At 69.3% G+C, this 26,043-nt stretch carries 20 protein-coding genes and 1 tRNA gene; 14 read left to right on the forward strand and 7 right to left on the reverse strand.

The window, feature by feature from the left end; genetic code table 11:
• Positions 1-84: 84 nt before the first annotated feature.
• A complete protein-coding gene (gene rpsA / locus AC067Z_RS00970) occupies positions 85-1,587 on the reverse strand; it encodes a 30S ribosomal protein S1 (protein WP_478787263.1) in 1,503 nt (500 codons plus the stop codon).
• Positions 1,588-1,941: 354 nt separating this feature from the next.
• Between rpsA and AC067Z_RS00975 the strand changes: the two genes are divergently transcribed.
• Both AC067Z_RS00975 and AC067Z_RS00980 read left to right on the forward strand, forming a co-directional pair.
• Complete coding sequence (locus AC067Z_RS00975) at positions 1,942-2,745, forward strand: class I SAM-dependent methyltransferase (protein WP_478787264.1); 804 nt, start codon at positions 1,942-1,944, stop codon at positions 2,743-2,745.
• Positions 2,746-2,917: 172 nt separating this feature from the next.
• Positions 2,918-5,632 carry an ATP-dependent RNA helicase gene (locus AC067Z_RS00980; RefSeq protein ID WP_478787265.1) on the forward strand — a complete coding sequence of 905 codons (2,715 nt, stop codon included), beginning with the start codon at positions 2,918-2,920 and terminating at the stop codon, positions 5,630-5,632.
• A gap of 78 nt (positions 5,633-5,710) precedes the next feature.
• Here AC067Z_RS00980 and pgfA read toward each other — a convergent pair whose 3' ends face one another.
• The 3 genes from pgfA to AC067Z_RS00995 form a co-directional block, all read right to left on the reverse strand.
• Positions 5,711-6,739: a cell envelope lipid trafficking protein PgfA gene (gene pgfA, locus AC067Z_RS00985; RefSeq protein ID WP_478787266.1), complete on the reverse strand. Its 1,029-nt coding sequence runs from the start codon at positions 6,737-6,739 to the stop codon at positions 5,711-5,713.
• A gap of 12 nt (positions 6,740-6,751) precedes the next feature.
• Positions 6,752-6,889 (reverse strand): SPW_0924 family protein, encoded by a 138-nt coding sequence (locus AC067Z_RS00990; RefSeq protein WP_478787267.1) that lies wholly within the window; start codon positions 6,887-6,889, stop codon positions 6,752-6,754.
• Positions 6,890-7,034: 145 nt separating this feature from the next.
• Entirely contained in the window at positions 7,035-8,723 is a 1,689-nt protein-coding gene (locus AC067Z_RS00995) for a lytic transglycosylase domain-containing protein (RefSeq protein WP_478787268.1), read from the reverse strand.
• Between the two features lie 292 nt (positions 8,724-9,015).
• Between AC067Z_RS00995 and AC067Z_RS01000 the strand changes: the two genes are divergently transcribed.
• Entirely contained in the window at positions 9,016-9,834 is an 819-nt protein-coding gene (locus tag AC067Z_RS01000; protein ID WP_478787581.1) for a DUF4184 family protein, read from the forward strand.
• A gap of 65 nt (positions 9,835-9,899) precedes the next feature.
• Here the strand turns inward: AC067Z_RS01000 and polA are convergent, their stop codons facing one another.
• Positions 9,900-12,611, reverse strand: a complete 2,712-nt coding sequence (polA, locus tag AC067Z_RS01005; RefSeq protein WP_478787269.1) for a DNA polymerase I — start codon at positions 12,609-12,611, stop codon at positions 9,900-9,902.
• Positions 12,612-12,733: 122 nt separating this feature from the next.
• Between polA and AC067Z_RS01010 the strand changes: the two genes are divergently transcribed.
• The 9 genes from AC067Z_RS01010 to AC067Z_RS01050 all read left to right on the forward strand — a co-directional run bounded on the left by AC067Z_RS01010 (position 12,734) and on the right by AC067Z_RS01050 (position 22,703).
• Complete coding sequence (locus tag AC067Z_RS01010) at positions 12,734-15,013, forward strand: FdhF/YdeP family oxidoreductase (RefSeq protein ID WP_478787270.1); 2,280 nt, start codon at positions 12,734-12,736, stop codon at positions 15,011-15,013.
• Between the two features lie 51 nt (positions 15,014-15,064).
• Complete coding sequence (locus tag AC067Z_RS01015; RefSeq protein WP_478787271.1) at positions 15,065-15,523, forward strand: PaaI family thioesterase; 459 nt, start codon at positions 15,065-15,067, stop codon at positions 15,521-15,523.
• 77 nt (positions 15,524-15,600) lie between these two features.
• Positions 15,601-16,008: a hypothetical protein gene (locus tag AC067Z_RS01020; RefSeq protein WP_478787272.1), complete on the forward strand. Its 408-nt coding sequence runs from the start codon at positions 15,601-15,603 to the stop codon at positions 16,006-16,008.
• Positions 16,005-16,598, forward strand: a complete 594-nt coding sequence (locus AC067Z_RS01025; protein WP_478787273.1) for a Tat pathway signal sequence domain protein — start codon at positions 16,005-16,007, stop codon at positions 16,596-16,598. Before AC067Z_RS01020 ends, AC067Z_RS01025 begins: the two co-directional genes overlap by 4 nt.
• A 280-nt stretch (positions 16,599-16,878) precedes the next feature.
• Complete coding sequence (locus AC067Z_RS01030) at positions 16,879-18,111, forward strand: branched-chain amino acid ABC transporter substrate-binding protein (protein ID WP_478787274.1); 1,233 nt, start codon at positions 16,879-16,881, stop codon at positions 18,109-18,111.
• Between the two features lie 91 nt (positions 18,112-18,202).
• Positions 18,203-19,132, forward strand: a complete 930-nt coding sequence (locus AC067Z_RS01035; RefSeq protein WP_478787275.1) for a branched-chain amino acid ABC transporter permease — start codon at positions 18,203-18,205, stop codon at positions 19,130-19,132.
• Positions 19,133-19,137: 5 nt separating this feature from the next.
• Positions 19,138-20,964 (forward strand): branched-chain amino acid ABC transporter permease, encoded by a 1,827-nt coding sequence (locus tag AC067Z_RS01040; protein ID WP_478787276.1) that lies wholly within the window; start codon positions 19,138-19,140, stop codon positions 20,962-20,964.
• A 3-nt stretch (positions 20,965-20,967) separates the two neighbouring features.
• Positions 20,968-21,990, forward strand: a complete 1,023-nt coding sequence (locus AC067Z_RS01045; protein ID WP_478787277.1) for an ABC transporter ATP-binding protein — start codon at positions 20,968-20,970, stop codon at positions 21,988-21,990.
• Positions 21,987-22,703 carry an ABC transporter ATP-binding protein gene (locus AC067Z_RS01050; protein WP_478787278.1) on the forward strand — a complete coding sequence of 239 codons (717 nt, stop codon included), beginning with the start codon at positions 21,987-21,989 and terminating at the stop codon, positions 22,701-22,703. The genes AC067Z_RS01045 and AC067Z_RS01050 overlap by 4 nt, the downstream gene beginning before the upstream one ends.
• A 65-nt stretch (positions 22,704-22,768) precedes the next feature.
• Here the strand turns inward: AC067Z_RS01050 and AC067Z_RS01055 are convergent, their stop codons facing one another.
• Positions 22,769-23,425 carry an ANTAR domain-containing response regulator gene (locus AC067Z_RS01055; protein ID WP_478787279.1) on the reverse strand — a complete coding sequence of 219 codons (657 nt, stop codon included), beginning with the start codon at positions 23,423-23,425 and terminating at the stop codon, positions 22,769-22,771.
• Between the two features lie 92 nt (positions 23,426-23,517).
• Between AC067Z_RS01055 and AC067Z_RS01060 the strand changes: the two genes are divergently transcribed.
• Positions 23,518-23,600: transfer RNA gene (locus AC067Z_RS01060), tRNA-Leu, on the forward strand.
• Positions 23,601-23,684: 84 nt separating this feature from the next.
• Positions 23,685-24,470 carry a helix-turn-helix domain-containing protein gene (locus AC067Z_RS01065; protein WP_478787280.1) on the forward strand — a complete coding sequence of 262 codons (786 nt, stop codon included), beginning with the start codon at positions 23,685-23,687 and terminating at the stop codon, positions 24,468-24,470.
• Between the two features lie 10 nt (positions 24,471-24,480).
• Here the strand turns inward: AC067Z_RS01065 and pyk are convergent, their stop codons facing one another.
• Positions 24,481-25,914, reverse strand: a complete 1,434-nt coding sequence (pyk, locus tag AC067Z_RS01070; RefSeq protein WP_478787281.1) for a pyruvate kinase — start codon at positions 25,912-25,914, stop codon at positions 24,481-24,483.
• Positions 25,915-26,043 lie beyond the last annotated feature (129 nt).

Raw genomic sequence — 26,043 nt, forward strand, 5'->3', positions numbered from 1 at the left:
GCGCCACCACGGAACGCCGTAGGGCCCGCCCCCCAATGGGGAGCGGGCCCTACGTCAGCTGTTCACCAGCCCGGGGTCAGAGCGTCAGCTCTGGCCACCGGCCAGCTTCTCGCGAAGGGCGGCCAGCGCCTCGTCCGACGCCAGGGCGCCGGAGTTGTCGTCCGACTCCGAGGAGTACGAACCGCCGGTCGCGCCCGCCGGGGCACCGGCCGGAGCGGCGGTGCCACCCTCGGCAGCGGCGGCCTCGTCGGCCTCGCGGGACTTGATGACCTGGGCCTGGTGCTGCTCGAAGCGCTGCTGCGCCTCGGCGTACTGGCCCTCCCACGCCTCGCGCTGGGTCTCGAAGCCCTCGAGCCAGTCGTTGGTCTCGGGGTCGAAGCCCTCGGGGTAGATGTAGTTGCCCTGGTCGTCGTACGACGCGGCCATGCCGTACAGCGTCGGGTCGAACTCGACCGAGGCCGGGTCGGCACCGAAGGACTCGTTGGCCTGCTTCAGCGAGAGGCTGATGCGGCGGCGCTCGAGGTCGATGTCGATGACCTTGACGAAGATCTCGTCGTTGACCTGGACGACCTGCTCCGGGATCTCCACGTGGCGCTCGGCCAGCTCGGAGATGTGGACCAGACCCTCGATGCCCTCGTCGACGCGCACGAACGCACCGAACGGAACGAGCTTCGTGACCTTACCCGGGACGACCTGACCGATCTGGTGGGTCCGGGCGAACTGCTGCCACGGGTCCTCCTGCGTCGCCTTCAGCGACAGGGAGACACGCTCGCGGTCCATGTCGACGTCGAGAACCTCGACGGTGACTTCCTGGCCGACCTCGACAACCTCGGACGGGTGGTCGATGTGCTTCCAGGACAGCTCGGAGACGTGCACGAGACCGTCGACGCCACCCAGGTCCACGAAGGCACCGAAGTTGACGATCGAGGAAACGACGCCGGAGCGGACCTGACCCTTCTGCAGGGTGGTGAGGAACGTCTGGCGAACCTCGGACTGGGTCTGCTCCAGCCAGGCGCGGCGGGACAGGACCACGTTGTTGCGGTTCTTGTCCAGCTCGATGATCTTCGCCTCGAGCTCCTTGCCCACGTAGGGCTGGAGGTCGCGGACGCGGCGCATCTCGACGAGGGAAGCCGGCAGGAAGCCACGGAGGCCGATGTCGAGGATGAGACCACCCTTGACGACCTCGATGACGGTACCGGTGACGATGCCGTCCTCTTCCTTGATCTTCTCGATGGTGCCCCAGGCACGCTCGTACTGGGCGCGCTTCTTCGAGAGGATCAGGCGGCCTTCCTTGTCCTCCTTCTGGAGAACAAGGGCCTCGATCTCGTCGCCGACCTTGACGACCTCGTTGGGGTCGACGTCGTGCTTGATCGAGAGCTCGCGGCTCGGGATGACACCTTCGGTCTTGTAACCGATGTCGAGCAGGACCTCGTCCCGGTCGACCTTCACGATGACGCCGTCGACGATGTCGCCGTCGTTGAAGTACTTGATCGTCTCGTCGATCGCGGCGAGGAAGGCTTCCTCGTTACCGATGTCGTTGACCGCAACCTGCGGGGTGGTGGCGGTGGTCTCGGTGCTGCTCGTCATGTGGGAAAGGGCTCCGGTGCGGACATTGAAGTCGTAGGTACTGCTACGCCGAGAGCCGGTATCGCAGCTGCAGAAGCCGGACAGCTTAGGAAGCGCCGACCAGGAATCTGGAGGCGCCTCGTGAACCGAGGGGACATGCATACAGATACGAGCGCGGCCTGCTCTGTCTGAGGCGCGCAGGCTCGCAGCGCAACTTGTAGCATACGGGGGCAGCCGGACACGGTCAATGCGCGAAGCCGCACACCCGGGGCAGAACGACACGATCCCGGCACAACTAATGTTTGCCGAGGCCACGATGGGCCTCGTTCCGGCCCGCCAACGGCGCGCGATACGCAAACTACAACGACGGTGACGATGAGCCAAGATTTCGAACCGGAAGCGACACGCCGCACGACGGGGGAGGCGGAGAGCAGCCGGGCGAGCCGCGGCTGGTGGGACCGGAACGCCGACGAGTACCAACAGGACCACGGCGCGTTTCTGGGCGACGACCGGTTCGTCTGGGGGCCCGAAGGACTGGACGAGGCAGAGGCGGGCCTGCTCGGTCCCGCGGATTCGCTGAAAGGGCTCGACATCCTGGAGATCGGCGCAGGAGCCGCCCAGTGCTCTCGCTGGCTCGCCGCCCAGGGCGCCCGCCCCGTCGCGCTCGACCTCTCCCACCGCCAACTGCAGCACGCACTGCGCATCGGCGGGGACGTACCGCTCGTCGAGGCCGACGCGGGGACGCTTCCGTTCCGGGACAGCTCGTTCGATCTGGCCTGCTCCGCTTATGGCGCCGTGCCCTTCGTCGCCGATCCGGCAAGCGTGTTCCGCGAGGTCAGGCGGGTCCTGCGGCCGGGCGGACGGTGGGTGTTCTCGGTGACGCATCCGATCCGCTGGGCGTTCCCCGACGAGCCGGGCCCCGAAGGCCTGTCGGTCGCCGCTTCGTACTTCGACCGGACTCCGTACGTCGAGCAGGACGAGAACGGCCGCGCGGTCTACGTCGAGCACCACCGCACGCTCGGCGACCGGGTACGGGACGTGGTGGCCGCCGGATTCCGTCTGACGGATCTGGTCGAGCCGGAGTGGCCGGCCTGGAACAGTCAGGAGTGGGGTGGCTGGTCTCCCCTGAGGGGGAACCTGATCCCGGGAACAGCGATCTTCGTCTGTGAGCGCGACTGAGCAACGGCGGTCGGGGGCGCTCACGGCGCCGGTGTCCGCCGGGGACGCCTGGCCACCGGCGCGGCGTGTGCCGGCGGAGCAACAGGCCGCTGCGGTCATATGAACGCACCGCACCTGCTGATCTGTGGACAACCGGAGACGGCTGCCTGCCGGTCCGTACGAAACTGATGGCGTGATCCGAACCGACGCAATCGACCGTCTGCCCGTCCGCCATGCCGTGCCCGAGCTCCTTGCCGCGCTCGACGACCGCGGCACGGCCGTCCTCCATGCCCCGCCCGGGACCGGCAAGACCACGCTGGTGCCGCTGGCCCTGGCCGGGTTCATAGGGGACGGCCCGCGGCGGCGGGTGCTGGTCGCCGAGCCGCGCCGGATGGCCGTGCGGGCCGCGGCGCGCCGGATGGCCTGGATCATCGGCCAGGGGGTCGGGGAGGGCGTCGGGTTCTCGGTGCGCGGCGAGAGGAGGACGGGGCCTGCCACTCGCGTCGAGGTGGTCACCACAGGCGTGCTGCTGCAGCGGCTGCAGCGCGACCCCGAGCTGCCCGGCGTCGATGTCGTCCTGCTCGACGAGTGCCACGAGCGCCATCTGGACGCGGACACCGCGCTCGCCTTCCTGGTGGATGTGCGGGCGACGCTACGGCCGGAGCTTCGGCTGATCGCGGCGTCGGCGACCGGCGACGCCGACGCGTGGTCGCAGCTTCTGACCGTGCTCGACGGCTCAGGCCCTGCCCCGGTCGTGCGCAGCGAGGGCCAGGGGCACGGGGTCCGCATCCACTTCGCACCGCCGCCCGCCGGAATCCGCCCGGCGCACGGGACGTGGGTGGATCCGCAGCTGCTGCGGCATGTGGCGACGACCGTGCGCCTCGCGCTCGAGCGTCATGAGGGGGATGTTCTGTGCTTCCTGCCGGGCACGGGCGAGATCGCCCGCACGGCGGGGATGCTCGCGGACGTCGATGCCGAGGTGTTGCAGCTGCACGGGCGGGCGCCGGCCGGCGTGCAGGAGGCGGTGCTGCGCGGCGGCGGTGATTGGCGGCGGGTGGTTCTCGCGACGTCGGTGGCGGAATCGAGCCTGACCGTGCCCGGTGTACGGATCGTTGTCGACTCCGGTCTCGCCCGTGAGCCGCGCGTGGACCATGCGCGCGGACTCGGCTCGCTGGCGACGGTCGCGGTGTCGGTCGCGGGCGCGACCCAGCGGCTCGGCCGGGCGGGTCGCGAGGCCTTCGGCACGGTGTACCGCTGCTGGTCGGAGGCGGACGACGTGCGGCGGCCGCGGTTCCCGTCACCCGAGATCCGGATCGCCGATCTGGCGGGCTTCGCCCTGCGGACGGCGTGCTGGGGCGATCCGGACGCGAGTGGCCTGGCCCTGCTGGACGCGCCCCCGGCGGGGGCGATGGCGGCGGCCCGGTCCGTGCTGAGCGCGATCGGGGCGGTGGACGACGCGGGGCGGGCGACCGCACGCGGGATACGGATGGCCCGCCTCGGTGTGCATCCGCGGCTGGCCCGGGCGCTGCTGGACGGCGCACCCGAGGTGGGTGCCCGCCGGGCAGCGGAGATCGTGGCACTGCTCAGCGAGGAACCACCGCGTGATTACGGCGACGACCTGGCTGCTGCCTGGCGCACGGCGCGGCGCGGCGGCGACGCATACGGCGCGCGGTGGCGTGCCGAAGCAAGCCGGCTGAGGTCGTCGTTGTCCGCCGTGTCGGGGTCCGGGGAGGTCCTGCCGGGGCCGGATGCCGGAGCCGAGGTCACAGGAGCGGGCACGGCGGGCGACGGCCCCGACACGGGCATGAGGGCGGTGGCCACGGGCGGTGCCGAGGGGACGGCAGCCGGCGTTCCAGGCACCTCGGCACCCGGAACGCCGTCGCAGCGGGGCGGTGCGGGCAGCGGCCACAAGGCCGACTCCCCCGGTCATGACGCCGCTGCCGGGCTTGTCGCCGCGCTCGCGTTCCCGGAGCGGGTGGCGCGGGCCCGCGGGGAGCAGTCGTTCCTCATGGTGTCCGGCACCAGGGCCGAGCTCGGCGAAGGGTCGCACCTGCGGCAGGCACCCTGGCTGGCGGTGGCGGTGGCCGACCGGCCCGTACAGGCGGCGTCCGCACGGGTGCGGCTCGCCGCGGTCGTCGACGAGGAGACCGCGCGTGCTGCCGCCTCGCATCTGCGGACCGAGAGCGAGGAGGTGCACTGGGAGGACGGCGACGTCGTCGCGCGGCGCGTGGAAAGACTGGGTGCGGTGGAGCTGTCCGTACGTCCGCTCGGGCGCGCCGATGCCGCTCTGGTGCGGCAGGCCCTGCTCGACGGGCTGCGGCGTGAGGGGCTGGGACTGCTGCACTGGACACGCGAAGCACACGGCCTGCGGGACCGGCTGGCGTTTTTGCACCGTGTGCTCGGCGCTCCCTGGCCCGACGTCTCGGACGGTGCCCTGCTCGAGCGCAGCGGGGAGTGGCTGGAGCCGGAGCTGTCGAGGGCCCGGCGGCGAGCAGACCTCGCCCGGATCCAGGCAGGCTCTGCGCTGCAGCGTCTGCTGCCCTGGGCGACGGGTGAGGCGGCAAAGCTCGACGAGCTCGCGCCGGAGCGCATCGAGGTGCCCAGTGGGTCACGGATACGGGTGGAGTACGGCCGCGAGCAGCCAGTGCTGGCCGTGAAGCTGCAGGAGCTGTTCGGGCTGCGCGAGACACCGACGGTCGCGGGCGTACCGGTGCTGGTGCATCTGCTGTCCCCCGCCGGGCGTCCGGCCGCCGTCACGGCAGACCTGGCGTCGTTCTGGCGGGACGGGTACCGCTCCGTGCGGGCGGAGCTGCGCGGGCGCTACCCCAAGCACCCGTGGCCCGAGGATCCCGCGACCGCCGAGCCCACCCGTCACACGAAGGCACGGTCGGCGCGTCCGGCCCCGTAGGAGTGCGGCTCGCGGTCGCGTGCGGGAGCAGGACCGTTGCCCGTGAGGGGGCGCGAGACCACGGGCCGTGAGCGTGCGTCAGGCGCGAGGGTCGGGGACAGAAGGGAGGAGCGCGGGCTCCGGACCGGGTCGCGGGGCCCGGGGGCCGGAGCCCGCGCCGCCCGGCCGACGGCCCCGTGCCTCGAGGATCAGCGCGACCGCGAGCAGTCCGGCACCCGATGCCGCCAAGCCCCAAGGGAGATAGGAGGTCATCAACAGGACCAGTTGCCGCTGGGAGGTCACGAGGTCGACGGTGTGGTCGAGGTAGTCCTCGCGCATCTTCACATGGCCGGAGAACGCCGTGACGCGGTCCCGGCCGCCGAGCAGGGTGCCGCCGCGCAGCTCTTCCTTGTGGATCTCCTCGCCGTTCACGGGTGCGCCGGTGACGGGGTCGACCCAGAACATGCGCTTGGTCGTGTACCAGCGTGTGGTGCCGGTCTGCTTCTCCAGCGTGGTGGCGTCGACGCCGGGGATGGGCATCTTCTTCGGGTACGGCACCTTGGTCCACGGGATGGTCTGCTCGAAGTAGTAGACCTCCAGTCCGCGGAAGGTGCGGGTGCCCTTGTAGTGGATGGGAGCGGACTTGCGGGCCTGGGCGTCGAAGTACACGTAGTCCCGTTTCTCGGTGAGGAACGGCCACTTGAACTCGATGCCTTCGCGCCGCACCGAATCGCCGTCGACCGACTCGCCGGTGGCGTGAACGGGCTCCTGGCTGTGGGCGTCGAAGATGTAGCGCTCGGGGATCTGGGAGACCATCTTGCCGTCGGGTCCGGCCACATAGGAGAGGGAGTCCCAGACCACGACATCGCGGCCGGCACTGCGTTCGATCTTCTCCGACTCCTCCACGTTGCCCTTGAGGGTCTGGACGATGGTGACCTTCTCGACCTGCTTGGCCTGGAGCGTCCCGTAGTCGAGCAGTGTTGCCGGCCTCGCTTCGAGAACCATCTCCTGGTACTGCCCGGCCGGGATCTTGGCGAGCCGGGGGAAGGCGTACCAGCGCAGCAGCGGGGCCAGAGCGGCGAGAAACACGGCGAGGGCGACGAGCACGAGTCCTGATCTGCGGCGCATGGTCCGTCTCCCCTACTTCTTGGGGCCGGGGACGGTGGTCAGCAGGGGCTTCGGCGAGGTCTCGCCGGCCGGTGCGCCGACCGCCGTCACGGTGAGGACGAGGGCGAGGGCGGCGGCCAGTCCGACAGCGGCGGCGACGAGGGCACGCATGCTCGGCCTCCCGGAACTTGAATCTGATACATCGTCAGGGAGGGGGCACCGTAGCAACGCGGGCGTGAGATGAGAACAGCAAACGCATACGGCACCGCCCCTCGGCCCGGGCGGGCGGAGGGGCGGTGAAGGGACTGCTGTGCGATCAGCCGGCCGGGCTCGGGGAGGGCGCAGGCGTCGGATCGGCCGGGACGGCGACCTTCAGCTCGATGTCCACCGATCCGCCGCCGGGCGTGGTGAGGCGGAGGACGAAGGTGCCCTCGGTGTCGTCCGCGTAGATCTTCGGAAGCGTCAGCATGCCGTCGGCGTCGGTCTTCAGACCGGTGAGGCTTCGGACCACCTTGCCGTCGGCGTCCTTGAAGTGGGGACCCTTGTCGTTGGTGGTCGCGTCCTCGGCCGACTTGATCATCGTGGCGGTGACCGCGACGCCGGGGGCGGCAGCGCCCTTGCAGGTGGCCTTCACCGTGACGGCGTCGGCGAACTCGGTGCCGGGCGCTGCCGTCAGCGCCTTCTCGTCCGTCCTCGCAACGGTGTCCGCGATGCGCTGGGTGACGGTCGCGATGAAGTCCACGGGGGCGAGGGTGAGTCCGTCGACGGTGGCGCGGACGGTGAACGTCCCGGTCTTCTCGCCCGCGCGCAGAGCAGGCGCGGTGACGGTGCCGTCGACACCGGTGAGCAGGACCACGCTGGTCCTGCCGTCCGGGAAGCGGGCATCGGTGTCACCGATGACGGCGAAGCGCACGGGTTGCCGGGCAACGGAGGCGCCCTTGGCGTTCTTTACGCGGACCTTCGCACGCACCGTGAAGTCCTGCCCGGCCGTTGCCGTCATCCGGCCGGTACCGGCGTCCTCGATGCGCGAGACGGGTGCCGGTGTGGGCGGAGGCGTCGGAGTGGGCGTCTCGCCGGATCCGCCACCGGGCTCGGAGGGGCCCGGGCTCGGCGTGCCCGGTGCGGACGGCTTCGGCTTGGGCGTTGGGGTCGGCGTGGGAGTGGGCGTCGGGAGGGGCCCTGCGCTGCCCGGCCCGTCGCCGACGGGCAACACACCGGTGCCGTCGGGAACGGCGTGGGAGCCACGCTTGTAGTAGTCGAACCAGGACATCACCGTACGCAGGTACTCGCGCGAGTGGTTGTAGCCGAGGATCGCCTTGTCCAGGTCGGCCTGGACGCCGAGGTCACGGCCGCCGTGGCAGAGGTAGCGGCCGGCGGCGAGCGCCGCGTCGTAGATGTTGTTCGGGTCCCTGCGGCCGTCGCCGTTGGCGTCCTGACCCCAGGTCTCCCACGTGGAGGGGATGAACTGCATGGGCCCGACGGCCCGGTCGTGCACGGTGTCGTCGTCGTAGGCACCGTTGTCGGTGTCCGAGATGTTCGCGAAGCCGACGCCGTTGAGAACGGGGCCGAGGATCGGGGAGAGCGTGGTGCCGTTCGCGTCGACGCGGCCGCCACGTGCCTGACCCGACTCCACCTTGCCGATGGCTGCCAGCAGCTGCCAGGGAAGCCGGCAGGCGGGGTCGGTCTCGGCGAGGGTCTGCTCGGCCTGCTTGTACGCGGCGAGGACCGTCGCGGGTATGCCCGCTTCGCCCGCACCCACGGGCAGTTCCACCGAAGTGCCGGGCTTGTCCGGGGTGTTCAGTGGAGGGAGGTCCGTGTAGTACGGCGAGTTGCCGGTGACCGGTGTGCCGGGCGGCGGTGGCGTGTCGGCCGCTTCATGGCTGCCGCCCGAGGTCGCGGGCGATATGCCCGGCGCCTGGGACGCGGAGAGGGCCGCCACGGCGGCCGCGGCGACAGCCGTGGTTGTCGCTCCCCTGCGCAGCCGGCGGCCGAATTGCGCTGCCATACGTCTGGTCCCTCCCCGTCAGCGGCTCCCCGTGCTCCCCAGCACGTGGTCTCACGTGACCCTAATGCAACGACGGGCCCCGGAACACCGGCCCTTGACCGGTGTTCACCAGTTCGCCACCTACCGGTCGGCACGATTCCGGATCCCTGGCGGACAGGGCCGTCACGCATACTGGGCGGCACTGATCAACGCGGCACTGATCGACAACGGGCGGCGCGAGCGCGCACGGCCCACGGTCGACGGACTGCAGATCGAAGTCACAGGGGTCAAGGGTCACAGGGGGCGCGACACGATGCCGTTCACGTTGAGCCACGCCGCGGCGGTGCTGCCCGCCGTCAGGCGGGACGGGACCGCACGTGGTCCGCTGCTGGCGTCGGGGCTCGTCCTGGGCTCGCTCGCGCCGGACATGACGTACTTCGCGGCGAGTTTCGTGCCGGGCGCGATGGAGTTCGGGAGCGTCACGCACGGACCGCTGGGCGTTCTCACGGTCGACGTCGTCGTCACGGCGGCGCTCCTCGGACTGTGGCTGATGGTGCGTGACCCGCTGGTGGCTCTGCTGCCGCACCGGTGGCAGGGCAAAGTGCTGGCGGTGGTACGGGGTGTCCCGTGGCGGAGCCGGCCGCCGCTGACCGTGGCGTTCTGGTTCTACGTCTCCGCCGTCCTCGGTGCGACGACGCACGTGGTGTGGGACGCGTTCACCCATTTCGACCGCTGGGGTGTGCGGATGCTTCCCGTCCTCAACGAGAGCGTCGCAAGCTTCCCCCTCTACACGTATACGCAGTACGGGAGTTCGGCCGTCGCACTCGTGGCTCTGACGTGGTTCCTCGCATCGGCGCTGCGGCGCGCGGAGCCGGTGGCGCTGCCGTCCGCGTCGGGGCTGCCCCGGCTCGGCCGCGCAGAGCGGCGCACGGCCGCGGTGGTGCTCGTGGTGTGCGTGCTTGCCGGCGTCATGCACCGCTGTGTGCGTTGGTACCAGTACTGGGGCCGTATCGAGACGCCGCTCGACATCATCCCGACGGCGTGCTTCGGGGCGGGAGCGGGGCTGGCGGCGGGCCTGGTGCTCTACGGGGCGGCGGTGCGGGTCCGGGTGGCCGGGTCGTCACGGCTGTGACGAGCGCATAGCGGCGGGCCAAAAGGGGCCGGTCCGGCTTCGCGCCGTCCCGGCCCCCGGGTGGTTCAGTGGGCCGCCGACTCCCAGTCGGGGCCCACACCGACGGAGACGTCCAGCGGGGCTCGCAGCGAGACTGCGGCGGACATCTCCTGGCGTACCAGGGACTCCACTTCCTCCCGTTCGCCGGGGGCGACCTCCAGCACGACTTCGTCGTGGACCTGGAGCAGCAGCCGGGACGTGAGCTTCGCCTCGGTCAGTGCGCGGTCCACGTTCAGCATCGCGACCTTGACGATGTCCGCGGCCGTGCCCTGGATCGGTGCGTTGAGCGCCATCCGTTCCGCGGCTTCACGGCGCTGCCTGTTGTCGCTGTTCAGGTCGGGCAGATAGCGGCGACGGCCGAGCATGGTCGCCGTGTATCCCGTCGCCCGCGCCTCGTCGACGACGCGGCGCAGATAGTCGCGGACCCCGCCGAACCTCTCGAAGTACGTGTCCATCAGAACCCGCGCCTCGGCCGGTTCGATGCTCAGCTGCTGCGAGAGGCCGAAGGCGGAGAGCCCGTACGCCAGGCCGTAGGACATGGCCTTGATCTTGCGGCGCATCTCGGCGTCGACCGCGGAGCGCTCCACGGCGAACACCTGCGAGGCGACCGTCGTGTGCAGGTCCTCGCCCGAGGTGAAGGCCTCGAGGAGACCCTCGTCCTCCGACAGGTGCGCCATGACGCGCAGTTCGATCTGGCTGTAGTCGGCGGTCATCAGGGACTCGAAGCCCTCGCCGACGACGAATCCACGGCGGATGGCGCGGCCTTCGTCGGTGCGGACCGGCACGTTCTGCAGGTTCGGGTCGGTGGAGGAGAGCCGGCCGGTCGCCGCGACGGTCTGGCTGAACGTCGTGTGGATTCGTCCGTCGGCCGCGATCGTCTTGATCAGACCTTCGACGGTGGAACGCAGCCGGGCCTGCTCGCGGTGGCGCAGCATGATGACCGGCAGCTCGTGGTCGGTCTGGGCGGCGAGCCAGGCGAGCGCGTCCGCGTCCGTCGTGTAGCCGGTCTTGGTCTTCTTCGTCTTGGGGAGGTTCAGCTCGCCGAAGAAGACTTCCTGGAGCTGCTTCGGCGAGCCGAGGTTGAACTCGTGGCCGACCGCGGCGTGCGCCTCCTTCACCGCCTGCTGCACCGCTCCGGCGAACTGCTGCTCCATCGCCTCCAGATGGGCGCGGTCGGCGGCGATGCCGTGCCGCTCCATCCGTGCGAGCAGCAGGGAGGTGGGCAGCTCCACGTCGTGCAGCAGCTCGGTGGCCCCCACCTCGCCGAGCTTTTCTCCGAAGGCGTCACCCAGGTCGAGGACCGCACGGGCCTGCGCCATCAGCGCATCCGCCTCGGCCTGCTCGTCCTCCGCGCCGAACGCCAGCTGGCCGTCGGCGGCCGCGGGGGCCAGCTCGCGGTGCAGGTACTCGACGGACAGCGCGTCGAGCGCGAAGGACCGGCGGCCGGGCTTGACGAGATACGCGGCGAGCGCGGTGTCCATCGTGACGCCGGCGATGTTCCAGCCGTGCTCCGGGAAGACCCGCAGGGCCTCCTTGGCGTTGTGCATGATCTTGGGCCGGGCCGGGTCGGCGATCCACGCGGCGAAGGCGCGGTCGTCCGATTCGTCCAGCTGCGTGGTGTCGAACCAGGCCGCCTCCCCCCCGGCGGCGGCCAGCGCGATCTCGCTGACGCTGCCGACGCCCAGGGCCCAGACGGCCACGGTGGCCACGCCGAGCGGCTGCCCGCCGTGCTGCTCCAGCCATGCCGACAGCTCGCCTGCGCCCAGCACCGTGCCGTCGAGCTCTACCCCCGCGGCCGGGGCAGGGGCCTCGTCCTCCTCGGCACCCGGGTCGACCGCGAGGAGCCGCTCACGCAGGCTCGGGTTGCGGATCTCCAGGACTTCCAGGAAACCCTTGAGCGCGGTGCGGTCGTACGCGGCGCGCTCGAGGTCCGCGACCGTCTTCGGCAGTTCCACGTCGCGCACGAGCTCGGTGAGGTGGCGGTTGAGTTTCACCGATTCGAGGTGGTCGCGCAGGGCCTGCCCGACCTTGCCCTTGACCTCGTCGGCGCGCTCGACCAGCTCCGCGAACGAGCCGAACTGGCTGATCCACTTCGTGGCGGTCTTCTCCCCGACACCGGGGATGCCCGGCAGATTGTCCGACGGGTCGCCGCGCAGGGCGGCGAAGTCGGGGTACTGCTGCGGGGTCAGTCCGTACTTCTCCTCGACCTTGGCCGGGGTGAAGCGGGTCAGCTCGGAGACGCCCTTGGTCGGATACAGCACGGTGGTGTGCTCGCTGACCAGCTGGAACGAGTCACGGTCACCGGTGACGATCAACACCTCGAAGCCCGCGGCCTCCGCCTCGGTGGCGAGGGTGGCGATGATGTCGTCGGCCTCGAAGCCGTCGACCGCGAAGCGCACCGCGTTCATCGTGTCCAGCAGTTCGCCGATCAGCTCGACCTGGCCCTTGAACTCGTCAGGGGTCTTGGAGCGGTTCGCCTTGTACTCGGGGAAGTCGGCCGAGCGCCAGGTCTTGCGGGACACGTCGAAGGCCACGGCGAAGTGCGTGGGCGCCTCGTCGCGCAGCGTGTTCGCCAGCATCGACGCGAAGCCGTAGATGGCGTTCGTCGTCTGGCCGCTCTCGGTGGTGAAGTTCTCCGCGGGCAGCGCGAAGAACGCCCGGTACGCAAGAGAGTGCCCGTCCATGAGGAGCAGGCGGGGTCGGTTGTCTGCCGTCTTCTTCGATGCCGTCTCAGCCACGTCCCCGATCCTGCCACGGACCACCGACAATCCTGACCGGGCGGACCGGGCCGGGACCGTTGTCGGCGGCGCGTGACAGGATCGGATACGTACGCAGCAGACGACGCTCGAAGGAGAGCGCGATGGCCAGCAAGCCGCCCACAGGGGATCCCGTCCAGGACGCGCCGCAGGTCGCGGCCCCGCAGCATGCGGCGGCGGGCCTGGCGGCCATCGGTCACACGCTGCGTATCGCCCAGCAGCAGATGGGGGTGCGTCGCTCGGCGCAGACCCTGCTCCAGGTCAATCAGAAAGACGGCTTCGACTGTCCCGGCTGTGCCTGGCCCGAGGGCGACAAGCGGCACGTCGCGGAGTTCTGCGAGAACGGGGCGAAGGCGGTCGCCGAGGAGGCGACGCTGCGGCGGGTCACGCCCGACTTCTTCGCCGCGCACCCGCTCGGCGATCTCGCCGGCCGCAGTGGTTACTGGCTGGGCCAGCAGGGCCGCATCACGCAGCCCATGTATCTGGCGGAGGGCGCCGAGCGGTACGAGGCCGTGACGTGGGAGCGGGCGTTCTCGATCATCACCGAGGAGCTCGGGGCGCTGTCCTCGCCCGACGAGGCGCTGTTCTACACCTCGGGGCGCACGAGCAACGAGGCGGCCTTCCTGCTGCAGCTGTTCGCCCGGGAGTTCGGCACGAACAACCTGCCCGACTGCTCCAACATGTGCCACGAGTCGTCCGGTTCCGCGCTGACCGAGACGATCGGCGTCGGCAAGGGCAGTGTCTCGCTGGAGGATCTGCACCAGGCCGACCTGATCATCGTGGCCGGACAGAACCCGGGCACCAACCATCCCCGGATGCTGTCCGCCCTGGAGAAGGCCAAAGCGTCCGGCGCGCGGATCATCTCGGTGAACCCGCTGCCGGAAGCCGGCCTGGAGCGGTTCAAGAACCCTCAGACGCCCCGCGGCATGGTCAAGGGCGTCGCGCTGAACGATCTGTTCCTGCAGGTCCGCATCGGTGGCGACCAGGCCCTGTTCCGCCTGTTGAACAAGCTGATCCTGGAGACGGACGGCGCCGTCGACGAGGACTTCGTCCGCGAACACACCCACGGGTACGAGGAATTCGCCGCCGCCGCGCGCGCCGCGGACTGGGACGAGACGCTCACCGCCACCGGCCTCGGACGCGCCGAGATCGAGCAGGCGCTCGCCATGGTGCTGGCCTCGAAGCGCACGATCGTGTGCTGGGCGATGGGCCTGACACAGCACAAGCACTCCGTGGTGACCATCCGCGAGGTGGTCAACTTCCTGCTGCTGCGCGGCAACATCGGCCGTCCAGGCGCGGGTGTCTGCCCGGTGCGCGGCCATTCGAACGTGCAGGGCGACCGCACCATGGGCATCTTCGAGCGGCCCTCGACCGCCTTCCTGGACGCGCTGGAGCGCGAGTTCGGCTTCGCGCCGCCCCGCCACCACGGCTTCGACGTCGTGCGCTCCATCGAGGCGTTGCGCGACGGCCGGGCGAAGGTGTTCTTCGCGATGGGCGGCAACTTCGTGGGCGCGACACCGGACACGGAGGTCACCGAGGCGGCGATGCGCAGGGCCCGGCTGACGGTCCATGTGTCGACAAAGCTCAACCGTTCGCACGCGGTGACCGGCCGCCGGGCGCTGATCCTGCCGACGCTGGGCCGCACCGACAAGGACGTCCAGTCGGGCGGCCGGCAGGTGGTGACGGTCGAGGACTCGATGGGCCTGGTCCATGCATCCCGCGGCAATCTCACCCCCGCGAGCCCTCATCTGCTGTCCGAGCCGGCCATCGTCGCGCGGCTGGCGCGCGCGGTGCTGGGCCCGGCGTCGCTGACGCCGTGGGAGGAGTTCGAGAAGGACTACGGCACGATCCGCGACCGCATCGCACGGGTGGTGCCGGGATTCGAGGACTTCAACGAGAAGATCGCCCGGCCGGGCGGCTTCACGCTGCCGCACGCCCCGCGCGACCAGCGCCGTTTCCCCACGGCTACGGGCAAGGCCAACTTCACCGCGGCGCCCGTCGAGTACCCCGTGGTGCCCGAGGGCCGGCTGCTGCTGCAGACCATCCGCTCGCACGACCAGTACAACACCACGATCTACGGCCTCGACGACCGCTACCGCGGCATCAAGGGCGGCCGCCGGGTGGTCCTCGTCAATCCGCAGGACGCGCGCGCCCTCGGGATCGCGGACGGTTCGTACGTGGACCTGGTCAGCGAGTGGAAGGACGGAGTGGAACGCCGCGCGCCGGGCTTCCGCGTCGTCCACTACCCCACCGCGCGGGGCTGCGCCGCGGCGTACTACCCGGAGACGAACGTGCTGGTGCCGCTGGAGGCGACCGCCGACATCAGCAACACCCCCGCCAGCAAGTCCGTGATCGTGCGTCTGGAACAATCTCCGACCGCCTAAGCGTTCGCTCAGGCAGCAGGGATACGCCGCAAGACGATCGGAGCCGGCCCCATGGGCGAGCAGACCACCGTGAAGTTCCCGCAAGAGGTCATCGACGAGTACGCCGCACTCGGGGTCGACCTGCCCGCACTCTTCTCCGCAGGGAGCCTGGGCAACCGCATGGGCGTGCAGGTCCTCGAAGCGTCGGCCGAGCGGGTCGTCGGCACGATGCCCGTCGAGGGCAACACCCAGCCGTACGGACTGCTGCACGGCGGGGCCTCCGCGGTACTGGCCGAGACCCTCGGCTCGGTCGGCTCCATGCTGCACGGGGGCACCTCCAAGATCGCCGTGGGTGTGGACCTCAACTGCACGCACCACCGCGGCGTGCGCTCGGGCCAGGTCACGGGCGTCGCGACGCCGGTGCACCGGGGCCGCTCCACGGCCACGTACGAGATCGTGATCACCGACGAGCAGGACAAGCGGGTCTGCACCGCGCGCCTGACCTGCCTGCTGCGCGACGCACAGGCCTGAGCGACCGGGAGCGGCGGCCCGGGCGGGCCGCCGTCCTGCCCGTTGTCCCGCCCGGGTACGGGGGCTAGCGTTCCCCCATGAGGACTGGGCTCTTAGGCGTCTGCATGCTCGGACTCGCCATGGTGTTCGCGATCGGCCTCACCGGCTGCGGGATGTCCGCCCGGTCCGCCGACAGCCACCCTGCCTCCCCCACTGCCGCCACTCCCTCGCCGCGCCCGACACCGCCCGAAGAGCTCTGCCGGAATCTGATCGCGCACTGGGCCCGGGAGGTTCTGCACGACCGCTCCGCAGCCGGCCTCGACTATCAGGCCATGGGTCTGTCGGGCGGGCAGTACGACATCCTGCGCGCCGTAGTGGTCGCAGCCCGCGACGAACAAGAACGCCAAGGCCCCGCAGCCGCAGAGGATCTGATCGACCATCAGGCCGCCCGGCGGTGCGCGGAGCGCCACAGCGGCGGAGCCCCGACCGGGGGGCCTTGGCAATGAGCGGCGTGGGCCCGGTCGAGCCGGGCGAGCACACCTACGTGGCGGACGCCTCGTTCGCATCCCGGCCCCCGCGCAGTCGGCCGGGCCGCTTCCTCGCCCGTCACCGCCGCGGCGCGGTGGCGACAGTCTGCGCCGCAGCCGTGGCCGCCGGCGGCGGCTACCTCTGGGCCGGACGCCCCCAGCCGCCGCCCCCTCCCCCCACCCCCTGGCCCGCTCAGGCCGTCAGCGTCACCTACGCGGGCCCCAGCGGCGTGGCTTCCCGTCCCGACGAGGACTCCGCCTTCGCCTTCACCGCCGTCCTCACCACCCACACCGGGCCCCCGGTCACGGTGGAACGGATCGACCAGACCTCCGAGGCACTGCGCGTGACCACCGCTCCCGCGGCGCCGCTCACCGTACGTGCCGACGAGCCACGCAGAGTGCTTGTCACGATCCATGTGTCGGACTGTGCGAAAACGGCACGGAATGCCAGCCTCCCTTTCCTGGATGTAACGCTGCGCAATGTCCGCGCAAAACAGAAACAGGGCTTCATCCTGGGAGATCGGTACGCAAGGGACCTCGGCAAGGCCCTTGACACGGCGTGCCACTAAGATCAGATGTCAGGACTCAAACCGCTGAGAGTCCTGCCAGTTCTCAGCATGCGGACGCGACGAAACGGCCGGAATTCCCCCGATCCACCCGCGAAGTTCCGCTATGCATTACGTCATGGCATAACAAGAGCGTCACGCCTTGGCCAGAGACCTCCTCTGTGTGCCATTGCGCCGCCTAGAGTCACCGCCAGTCACCGCGCCACCGGATTACCTCGGTTTCCCGCGCTCGACTCGGTGCGTCCCATGAGGGGACTGCCCGTGCCTGGTGAAAGGACTGATCGTGCGTCAACGTTCGCTCATAGCCATCACGGCTGCGCTCACTGCGGGAGCCCTCACGCTTACCGCCTGCGGCTCGCGCGACGACAACAACAGCGGCGGCGCCGAAGGTGCCGGCACCACGGTCGTCATCGGCATCGATGCACCGCTGACCGGTGAGCTCTCCGCCCTCGGCCTGGGCATCAAGAACTCCGTCGACCTCGCCGCCAAGGTCGCCAACGAGAAGAAGTACGTCGAAGGCGTTACTTTCAAGGTCGAAGCGCTCGACGACCAGGCTCAGCCGTCCTCCGGACAGCAGAATGCCACCAAATTCCAGGCCAACAAGGACGTCCTCGGCGTCGTCGGCCCGCTGAACTCCTCCGTCGCCGAGTCGATGCAGAAGGTCTTCGACGACGCGAAGCTGGTACAGGTCTCCCCCGCCAACACCAACCCGGCCCTCTCCCAGGGACAGGACTGGAACGGCGGCAAGAAGGCCCGTCCGTACAAGTCGTACTTCCGCACGGCCACCACGGACGCCATCCAGGGCCCGTTCGCCGCGCAGTACCTCTTCAACGACGCCAAGAAGAAGAAGGTCTTCGTCATTGACGACAAGAAGACCTACGGCGCCGGTCTGGCCGCCACCTTCACGGCCGAGTTCAAGAAGCTCGGCGGCACCGTCGCCGGCACCGAGCACGTCAACCCGGACACCAAGGACTTCGCGGCCGTCGTCGCCAAGGTCAAGAGCTCCGGCGCCGACGTCGTCTACTACGGCGGCGAGTACCCCGTCGCCGGCCCGCTGAGCAAGCAGCTCAAGAAGGGCGGCGCCAAGATCCCGCTGGTCGGTGGTGACGGCATCTACAGCGCCGACTTCATCAAGCTGTCCGGCAAGGAGGGCGTGGGCGACCTCGCCACCTCCGTCGGCGCCCCGGTCGAGACCCTCCCGTCGGCCAAGGAGTTCGTGGCCAACTACGAGAAGGCCGGCTACAAGGAGGCCTTCGAGGCCTACGGCGGCTACTCCTACGACTCCGCCTGGGCCATCATCGAGGCCGTCAAGAAGGCCGTCGAGGGCAACAACGGCAAGCTCCCCTCCGACGCCCGCGCCAAGGTCCTCGAGGCCATGCAGGGAGTCTCCTTCGACGGCGTGACCGGCAAGGTCTCGTTCGACGAGTTCGGTGACGCCACCAACAAGCAGCTCACCGTCTACAAGTACGAGGGCGACGCCTGGAAGGACGTCAAGTCCGGCACCTTCACCGGCTGAACCACCCCCGATCACCAATGAGCCGCGCGGGGCGCCGCAACCAAGCGCCCCGCGCGGTGTCACATCCGTCGAAAGACTCGGAGGACCTGCGGTGCACGAACTGCCGCAACAGCTGGTCAATGGCCTGCTACTGGGATCCATGTACGGGCTCATCGCCATCGGCTACACGATGGTCTATGGCATCGTCCAGCTCATCAACTTCGCCCATGGCGAGATCTTCATGACCGGTGGCTTCGGAGCCCTCACGGTCTGGCTCATCCTTCCCACCGGCACCACCATGTGGCTCGCCCTGCCGCTCATGATCGTCGGCGCCATCATCGTCGCCACGACCATCGCCGTAGGCGCCGAACGCTTCGCCTACCGCCCCCTGCGCGGCGCGCCACGACTCGCCCCCCTCATCACCGCAATCGGCCTCTCCCTCGCCCTCCAGCAGGCGGTGTGGGCCTGGTACCCCGAGGCGAAGTCCTCCCGTCCGTTCCCCGAGATCCCCGGCGGACCGTTCCACATCGGCAGCGTCACCATCCAGACCGGTGACGTCTTCCTCCTCATCGCGGCCCCCATCTGCATGGCCGTCCTCGCGCTCTTCGTCATGAAGACCCGCACCGGCCGCGGCATGCAGGCCACCGCACAGGACCCCGACACCGCCAAGCTCATGGGCATCAACACCGACCGCATCATCGTGGTCGCCTTCGCCCTCGGTGCCGCGTTCGCCGCAGTCGGAGCCGTCGCCTACGGGCTCAAGTACGGCGAAGTCAACTTCCGCATGGGCTTCATCCTCGGCCTCAAGGCATTCACCGCAGCCGTCCTCGGCGGCATCGGCAACATCTACGGCGCGATGCTCGGCGGTCTCGCACTCGGCATCGCCGAAACACTGGCGACGGCCTACATCAGCGACATCCCCGGCATGCAGCAGCTCGGCGGCCAGTCCTGGGCCGACGTCTGGGCCTTCGTACTTCTCATCGTCGTGCTCCTCGTCAGGCCACAAGGCCTCCTCGGCGAGCGCGTCGCGGACAGGGCGTGACACCGATGACGACACAGACCACCAAGACGGCCACCCCGTCCAAGACGACCGACGCACCCCAGCGCGGACTCGTCCCCCTGCCGGCCGACGCCGCACGGGCCCTCGCCACCGGCGGCGCCGCACTCACCATCATCTCCGCCTTCCTCTCCTGGACCTGGACGGCTGCCTTCCCCGGCAACCTCACCGTCTACGGCTACCCCGGCGGACTCCAGTGGCTCGTCCTCATCGCCGGTGCACTCACCCTCGCGTTCGCACTGTCGTCCTACGGCATCAAGGGCCTGCGCTGGCTCACCCCCGCCGGCGCCGACAGCGCAATCAAGCTCGCCGCGATCGCCGCATTCGCGACCGCCTGGTACACCCTGATCGCCATCAGCGTCACCCTCGGCGGCCTCGCGAACCTGGAGCCCGGCGGCTACGTCGCCGGAATCGCCACCCTCATCGCCCTCACAGGCGCCCTCGCCCTGCCGTTCGAGCGCCCCGCGCCCGACCCGCTGGACCCCGAGGACAGCAGCTGGGACCAGTTCAGGCAGCGCACCGGCAACAGCGTCACCAACATCAAGGCCGCCCTCGCCACCGGAACCTCCACGCCCGCGCGCACCCTGCCGTCGTACGTCGAGATCCTGATCATCGTCGCGGCCCTCGCCGTCGGCCTGATCGTCTTCACCTACGGCATCGGCACCGAGTACGACGAGCTCTTCATCGGCTTCCTGATCACCGCCGGACTCGGCTTCGCGTCACTCGCCAAGGCCGGACTCATCGCGCGCGTCTCGGCCATCACCGCCCGACACCGCAACGTGACGATGGCCGGCGCCTTCGCCGCCGCCGCCGCATTCCCCTTCACCCAGGCCGACGACCAGTACGCGACCATCGGCGTCTACATCCTGATCTTCGCCACCGTCGCACTCGGCCTCAACATCGTCGTCGGCCTCGCCGGCCTCCTCGACCTCGGATACGTCGCCTTCCTCGGCGTCGGCGCCTACGCCGCCGCCATGGTCTCCGGATCGCCGTCCTCGCCCTTCGACATCCACCTCCCCTTCTGGGGAGCGGTCCTCGTCGGCGCAACAGCCTCCATGGTCTTCGGCGTCCTCATCGGCGCCCCCACCCTGCGACTGCGCGGCGACTACCTGGCCATCGTCACCCTCGGCTTCGGTGAGATCTTCCGGATCACCGTCAACAACATGGACGGCACCTCCGGCCCCGACATCACCAACGGCTCCAACGGCATCTCCTCGATCCCGAACCTCCAGATGTTCGGCTTCGACTTCGGGATCGAACACAGCATCCTCGGCGTCACCATCGGCCGCTTCGCGAACTACTTCTTCCTGATGCTGCTGATCACGCTCATCGTCGTGGTCGTCTTCCGGCGCAGCGGAGACTCCCGAATCGGCCGCGCCTGGATCGCCATCCGCGAGGACGAGACCGCGGCACTCGCCATGGGCATCAACGGCTTCCGCGTCAAGCTGATCGCCTTCGCCCTCGGCGCCGCACTCGCCGGCCTCGCCGGAACCGTCCAGGCCCACGTCACCTACACCGTGACACCCGAGCAGTACCAGTTCGCACACGTCGTCCCGCCGAACTCCGCCTTCCTGCTCGCAGCCGTCGTCCTCGGCGGCATGGGCACCATCAGCGGACCCCTCGTCGGCGCGGCACTGCTCTACCTCATCCCCGCCAAGCTCCAGTTCCTCGGCGACTACCAGCTCTTCGCCTTCGGCCTCGCGCTCGTCCTCCTGATGCGCTTCCGCCCCGAAGGCCTCATCCCGAACCGGCGCCGGCAGCTCGAATTCCACGAATCCGCCGAAGCGCCCGCAGTCCTCGGCAAGACAGGGGCCTGATCCATGACCACCGACACCACCACCGCCGAGGGAACAGCCGTGGCCACGCCCGGCGAAACCGTCCTCGACGCCCGCGGCGTCACCATGCGATTCGGCGGCCTCACCGCCGTACGCTCCGTCGACCTGACCGTCAACGCAGGCGAAATCGTCGGTCTCATCGGACCCAACGGCGCCGGAAAGACCACCTTCTTCAACTGCCTCACCGGCCTCTACATCCCCACCGAGGGCGAAGTCCGCTACAAGGGCACGGTGCTGCCCGCGAAGTCCTTCAAGGTCACGGCAGCGGGCATCGCCCGCACCTTCCAGAACATCCGGCTCTTCGCCAACATGACCGTTCTGGAAAACGTCCTCGTCGGACGGCACACCCGCACCAAGGAAGGCCTCTGGTCCGCCCTGCTGCGCGGCCCCGGCTTCCACAAGGCAGAAGCCAAGTCCCGCGCCCGCGCCATGGAACTCCTCGAGTTCGTCGGCCTCGCGCACAAGGCGGAACACCTCTCCCGCAACCTGCCCTACGGCGAACAGCGCAAGCTCGAGATCGCCCGCGCCCTCGCCAGCGAACCCGGACTCCTCCTCCTCGACGAGCCCACCGCAGGCATGAACCCGCAGGAGACCCGGGCAGCCGAAGAACTCATCTTCGCCATCCGGGACAAGGGCATCGCCGTCCTCGTCATCGAGCACGACATGCGCTTCATCTTCAACCTCTGCGACCGGGTCGCCTGCCTCGTCCAGGGCGAGAAGCTCGTCGAAGGCACCGCCGCCGAAGTCCAGGGCGACGAACGCGTCATCGCCGCCTACCTCGGAGAGCCCTTCGAGGGCGACCCCGGCGCCGCAGAGGTCGCCGAGGTCGAAGCAGCCGAGGCATCCGCGGCGACGCTCACCAAGACCGCCCCCGAAGCGGCCGAGGAGCCCACCGACGACACGGAGCCCGCCGGCTCCACGGCAGACGACACGGACCCCGCCGACTCCACCGAGTCCACGGACCCCGACACGTCTGACGAGACCGCCAGCAAGGAGAACGACCGATGACCGCACTTCTCGAAGTCGAGGACCTGCGCGTCGCCTACGGCAAGATCGAGGCCGTCAAGGGAATCTCGTTCAAGGTCGAAGCCGGCGAGGTCGTCACCCTCATCGGCACCAACGGCGCCGGCAAGACCACGACGCTCCGCACCCTGTCCGGACTGATCAAGCCCCTCGGGGGCCACATCAAGTTCAACGGCAGGTCACTGCGGAAGGTCCCCGCCCACGAGGTCGTGTCCCTCGGACTCGCCCACTCCCCCGAAGGGCGGCACATCTTCCCCCGCATGTCCATCGAGGACAACCTGCGCCTCGGCGCCTTCCTCCGTAAGGACAGCGACGGGATCGCCAAGGACATCAAGCGCGCCTACGACCTCTTCCCCATCCTGGGAGAGCGTCGCAAGCAGGCCGCGGGCACCCTCTCCGGCGGCGAGCAGCAGATGCTCGCCATGGGACGGGCCCTGATGTCCCAGCCCAAACTGCTCATGCTCGACGAACCCTCCATGGGCCTCTCGCCGATCATGATGCAGAAGATCATGGCCACCATCGTCGAGCTCAGGGAGCAGGGCACCACCATCCTGCTCGTCGAGCAGAACGCCCAGGCGGCTCTCTCCCTCGCCAACCACGCCCACGTCATGGAGGTCGGAAGCATCGTGCTCTCCGGCACCGGCCAGGACCTCCTCCACGACGACTCGGTCCGCAAGGCGTACCTCGGCGAAGACTGACCCGCACGCACAGAAGGAGGGCCCGCACCCCGGTCAGGGTGCGGGCCCTCCTTCTGCGCCCGAAGCTACTGCCCCTTCGCCGCCTTCTTCTCCTCGGCGTCCTCGATGACCGCCTCCGCGACCTGCTGCATCGACAGCCGCCGGTCCATCGACGTCTTCTGGATCCACCGGAACGCCGCGGGCTCCGACAGCCCGTACTGCGTCTGCAGAATGCTCTTGGCCCGGTCCACCAGCTTGCGCGTCTCCAGCCGCTGGGAGAGGTCCGCGACCTCCTGCTCCAGCGCCTTCAGTTCGGTGAACCGCGACACCGCCATCTCGATGGCCGGCACGACATCGCTCTTGCTGAACGGCTTCACGAGATAGGCCATCGCACCGGCGTCACGCGCGCGCTCGACCAGATCGCGCTGCGAGAAGGCGGTCAGCATCAGGACGGGGGCGATGGACTCCTCGGCGATCTTCTCCGCCGCGGAGATTCCGTCGAGGACGGGCATCTTCACATCGAGAATGACCAGATCGGGCCGGTGCTCCCGCGCCAGCTCGACGGCCCGCTGCCCGTCACCGGCCTCGCCGACGACCGCGTACCCCTCTTCCTCGAGCATCTCTTTGAGGTCGAGCCGGATGAGGGCCTCGTCCTCGGCGATGACGACGCGGGTCGTCAGCGGCGGTACGTGTGACTTGTCGTCGTCATCGGCGATCGGCTGGGGCGACTCGGGGGCGGTCACGGGACTCCTCGCTACATGGCAGATCTGCTGCGTTCACAGCCTACCTAGCTGAACCTGGGGGCGGTCACCAGGTACACTCCGACAAGCACTCTGCCGGGTTGGTGGAACGGTATACACGGAGGTCTCAAACACCTCTGCCCGTGAGGGCTTGCGGGTTCGAGTCCCGCACCCGGTACAGACAAAGAAGCGGATGTTCACGTTCTCGTGAACATCCGCTTTCTGCTACTCGGTGCCACGTTCCGTTGCCCAGAGTGGCCACATGAGCTTCCACGGCACTGATGTGCGACGACAAGCACTCTCGCTCCTACGCGGCGGGGCACGGAACGCGGACGTTTCCCGCAAGCTTCATGTCCCCCCGGGCACGATCAGCTACTGGAAGCACGTGGATCGAGCGAAACGCAATGAGTGCCCCGGAGCCCATCGTTCCTGCTGCCCACGGTGCGACGGGACGCTGGATCAGGCGGCGTACGCCTACCTCCTCGGGCTCTATCTCGGCGATGGCCACATCATCCAGAACAAGGCAATGCGAGCGCCCAGTCTCTCCGTTACATGTGACGACGCATGGCCCGGCATCGCGGACCTGTGCGAGCGCGCCATGCGTGCCGTCCTCGTCGAGAACTCCGTGTGCCGGGTCCTCCGGAAGGGCTGTCACGAGGTGAAGGTGTACTCGAAGCACCTCTGGTGCCTCTTCCCCCAGCACGGCCCCGGCAAGAAGCATGAGCGCAGGATCGTTCTCGAGCCGTGGCAGCAGGAGATCGTCGCAGCACACCCCTGGGAGTTCATCCGCGGGCTGATCCACTCCGACGGCTGCCGCATCACCAACTGGACCACCCGCCTCGTCGCCGGTGAGCGCAAGCGCTACGAGTACCCGCGGTACTTCTTCACCAACGTGTCCCGCGACATCACCGGCCTCTTCACCAGCACCCTCGACATGGTGGGCGTGGAGTGGAAGTCGGCCGATCGCCCCCGCGGCGGGGTGAACATCTCCGTCGCCCGACGCGCGTCCGTCGCCCTCATGGACGCGCACGTCGGGTCGAAGTACTGAGGCGCGGCGGTTACTTCGGGCTGTCGTCCTCGCCGATGTGGTGCACCCGCACCAGGTTCGTCGAGCCGGCGACGCCCGGCGGGGAGCCGGCCGTGATGACCACGATGTCGCCCTTCTCGCAGCGGCCGATCCTGAGCAGCTCCTCGTCGACCTGGGCCACCATCGCGTCCGTGGAGTCCACGTGCGGGCCGAGGAAGGTCTCCACGCCCCAGGTGAGGTTGAGCTGGGAGCGCGTGGCCGGGTCCGGGGTGAAGGCGAGCAGCGGGATCGGGGAGCGGTAGCGGGAGAGGCGGCGGACCGTGTCGCCGGACTGGGTGAAGGCGACGAGGAACTTGGCGCCGAGGAAGTCGCCCATCTCGGCGGCGGCGCGGGCCACGGCGCCGCCCTGGGTGCGTGGCTTGTTGCGTTCGTTCAGGGCCGGGAGGCCCTTGGCGAGGACGTCTTCCTCGGCGGCCTCGACGATGCGGCTCATGGTCTTGACCGTCTCGACGGGGTATTTGCCGACGCTGGTCTCGCCGGAGAGCATGACTGCGTCGGTGCCGTCGATGACGGCGTTCGCGACGTCGGATGCCTCGGCGCGGGTGGGGCGGCTGTTGTCGATCATCGAGTCGAGCATCTGGGTGGCGACGATGACCGGCTTGGCGTTGCGCTTGGCGAGTTTGATGGCTCGCTTCTGGACGATCGGGACCTGTTCCAGGGGCATTTCGACGCCGAGGTCGCCGCGGGCGACCATGATTCCGTCGAATGCGGCGACGATGTCGTCGATGTTCTCGACGGCCTGGGGCTTCTCGACCTTTGCGATGACGGGGAGGAAGCGGCCTTCTTCCTTCATGATGCGGTGGACGTCCTCGATGTCGCGGCCGCTGCGGACGAAGGAGAGGGCGATGATGTCGGCGCCGACACGGAGGGCCCAGCGGAGGTCTTCGACGTCCTTTTCGGAGAGTGCGGGGACGGAGACAGCGACGCCGGGGAGGTTGAGGCCCTTGTGGTCGGAGACCATTCCGCCTTCGACGACTTTGGTGTGCACGCGGGGGCCGTCGATGTCGGTGACCTCGAGTGCGACTTTGCCGTCGTCGACGAGGATGCGTTCGCCTCGGGTGACGTCTGTGGCGAGGCCCTTGTAGGTGGTGCCGCAGATGTGGCGGTCGCCCTCGATGTCGTCGACGGTGATGGTGAATTCGTCGCCGCGTTCGAGAAGTACGGGTCCTTCGTGAAAGCGTCCGAGGCGGATCTTCGGGCCTTGAAGGTCGGCGAGCACTCCGACGCTGTGGCCGGTCTCGTCGCCGGCCTTGCGGACGTGGTGCAGGCGTTCCTCGTGGTCGGCGTAGGTGCCGTGGCTGAGGTTGAAGCGGGCGACGTCCATTCCGGCTTCGACCAGGGCCTTGATCTGGTCGTATGTGTCGGTGGCGGGGCCCAGGGTACAGACGATCTTTGCTCGGCGCATGTGACGAGCCTAGGGCTTACCGGTGGGTAGAGAATTGGCGGGGCATGACTACTCAACAACCTTTGTGTGAAGGGCCATTGACAAGTGTTGAATTGTGCGCCCGGGTGCTCCGATGAGCGCGTATCGGGT

The sequence above is a fragment of the Streptomyces sp. NPDC043812 genome, assembly GCF_056436245.1.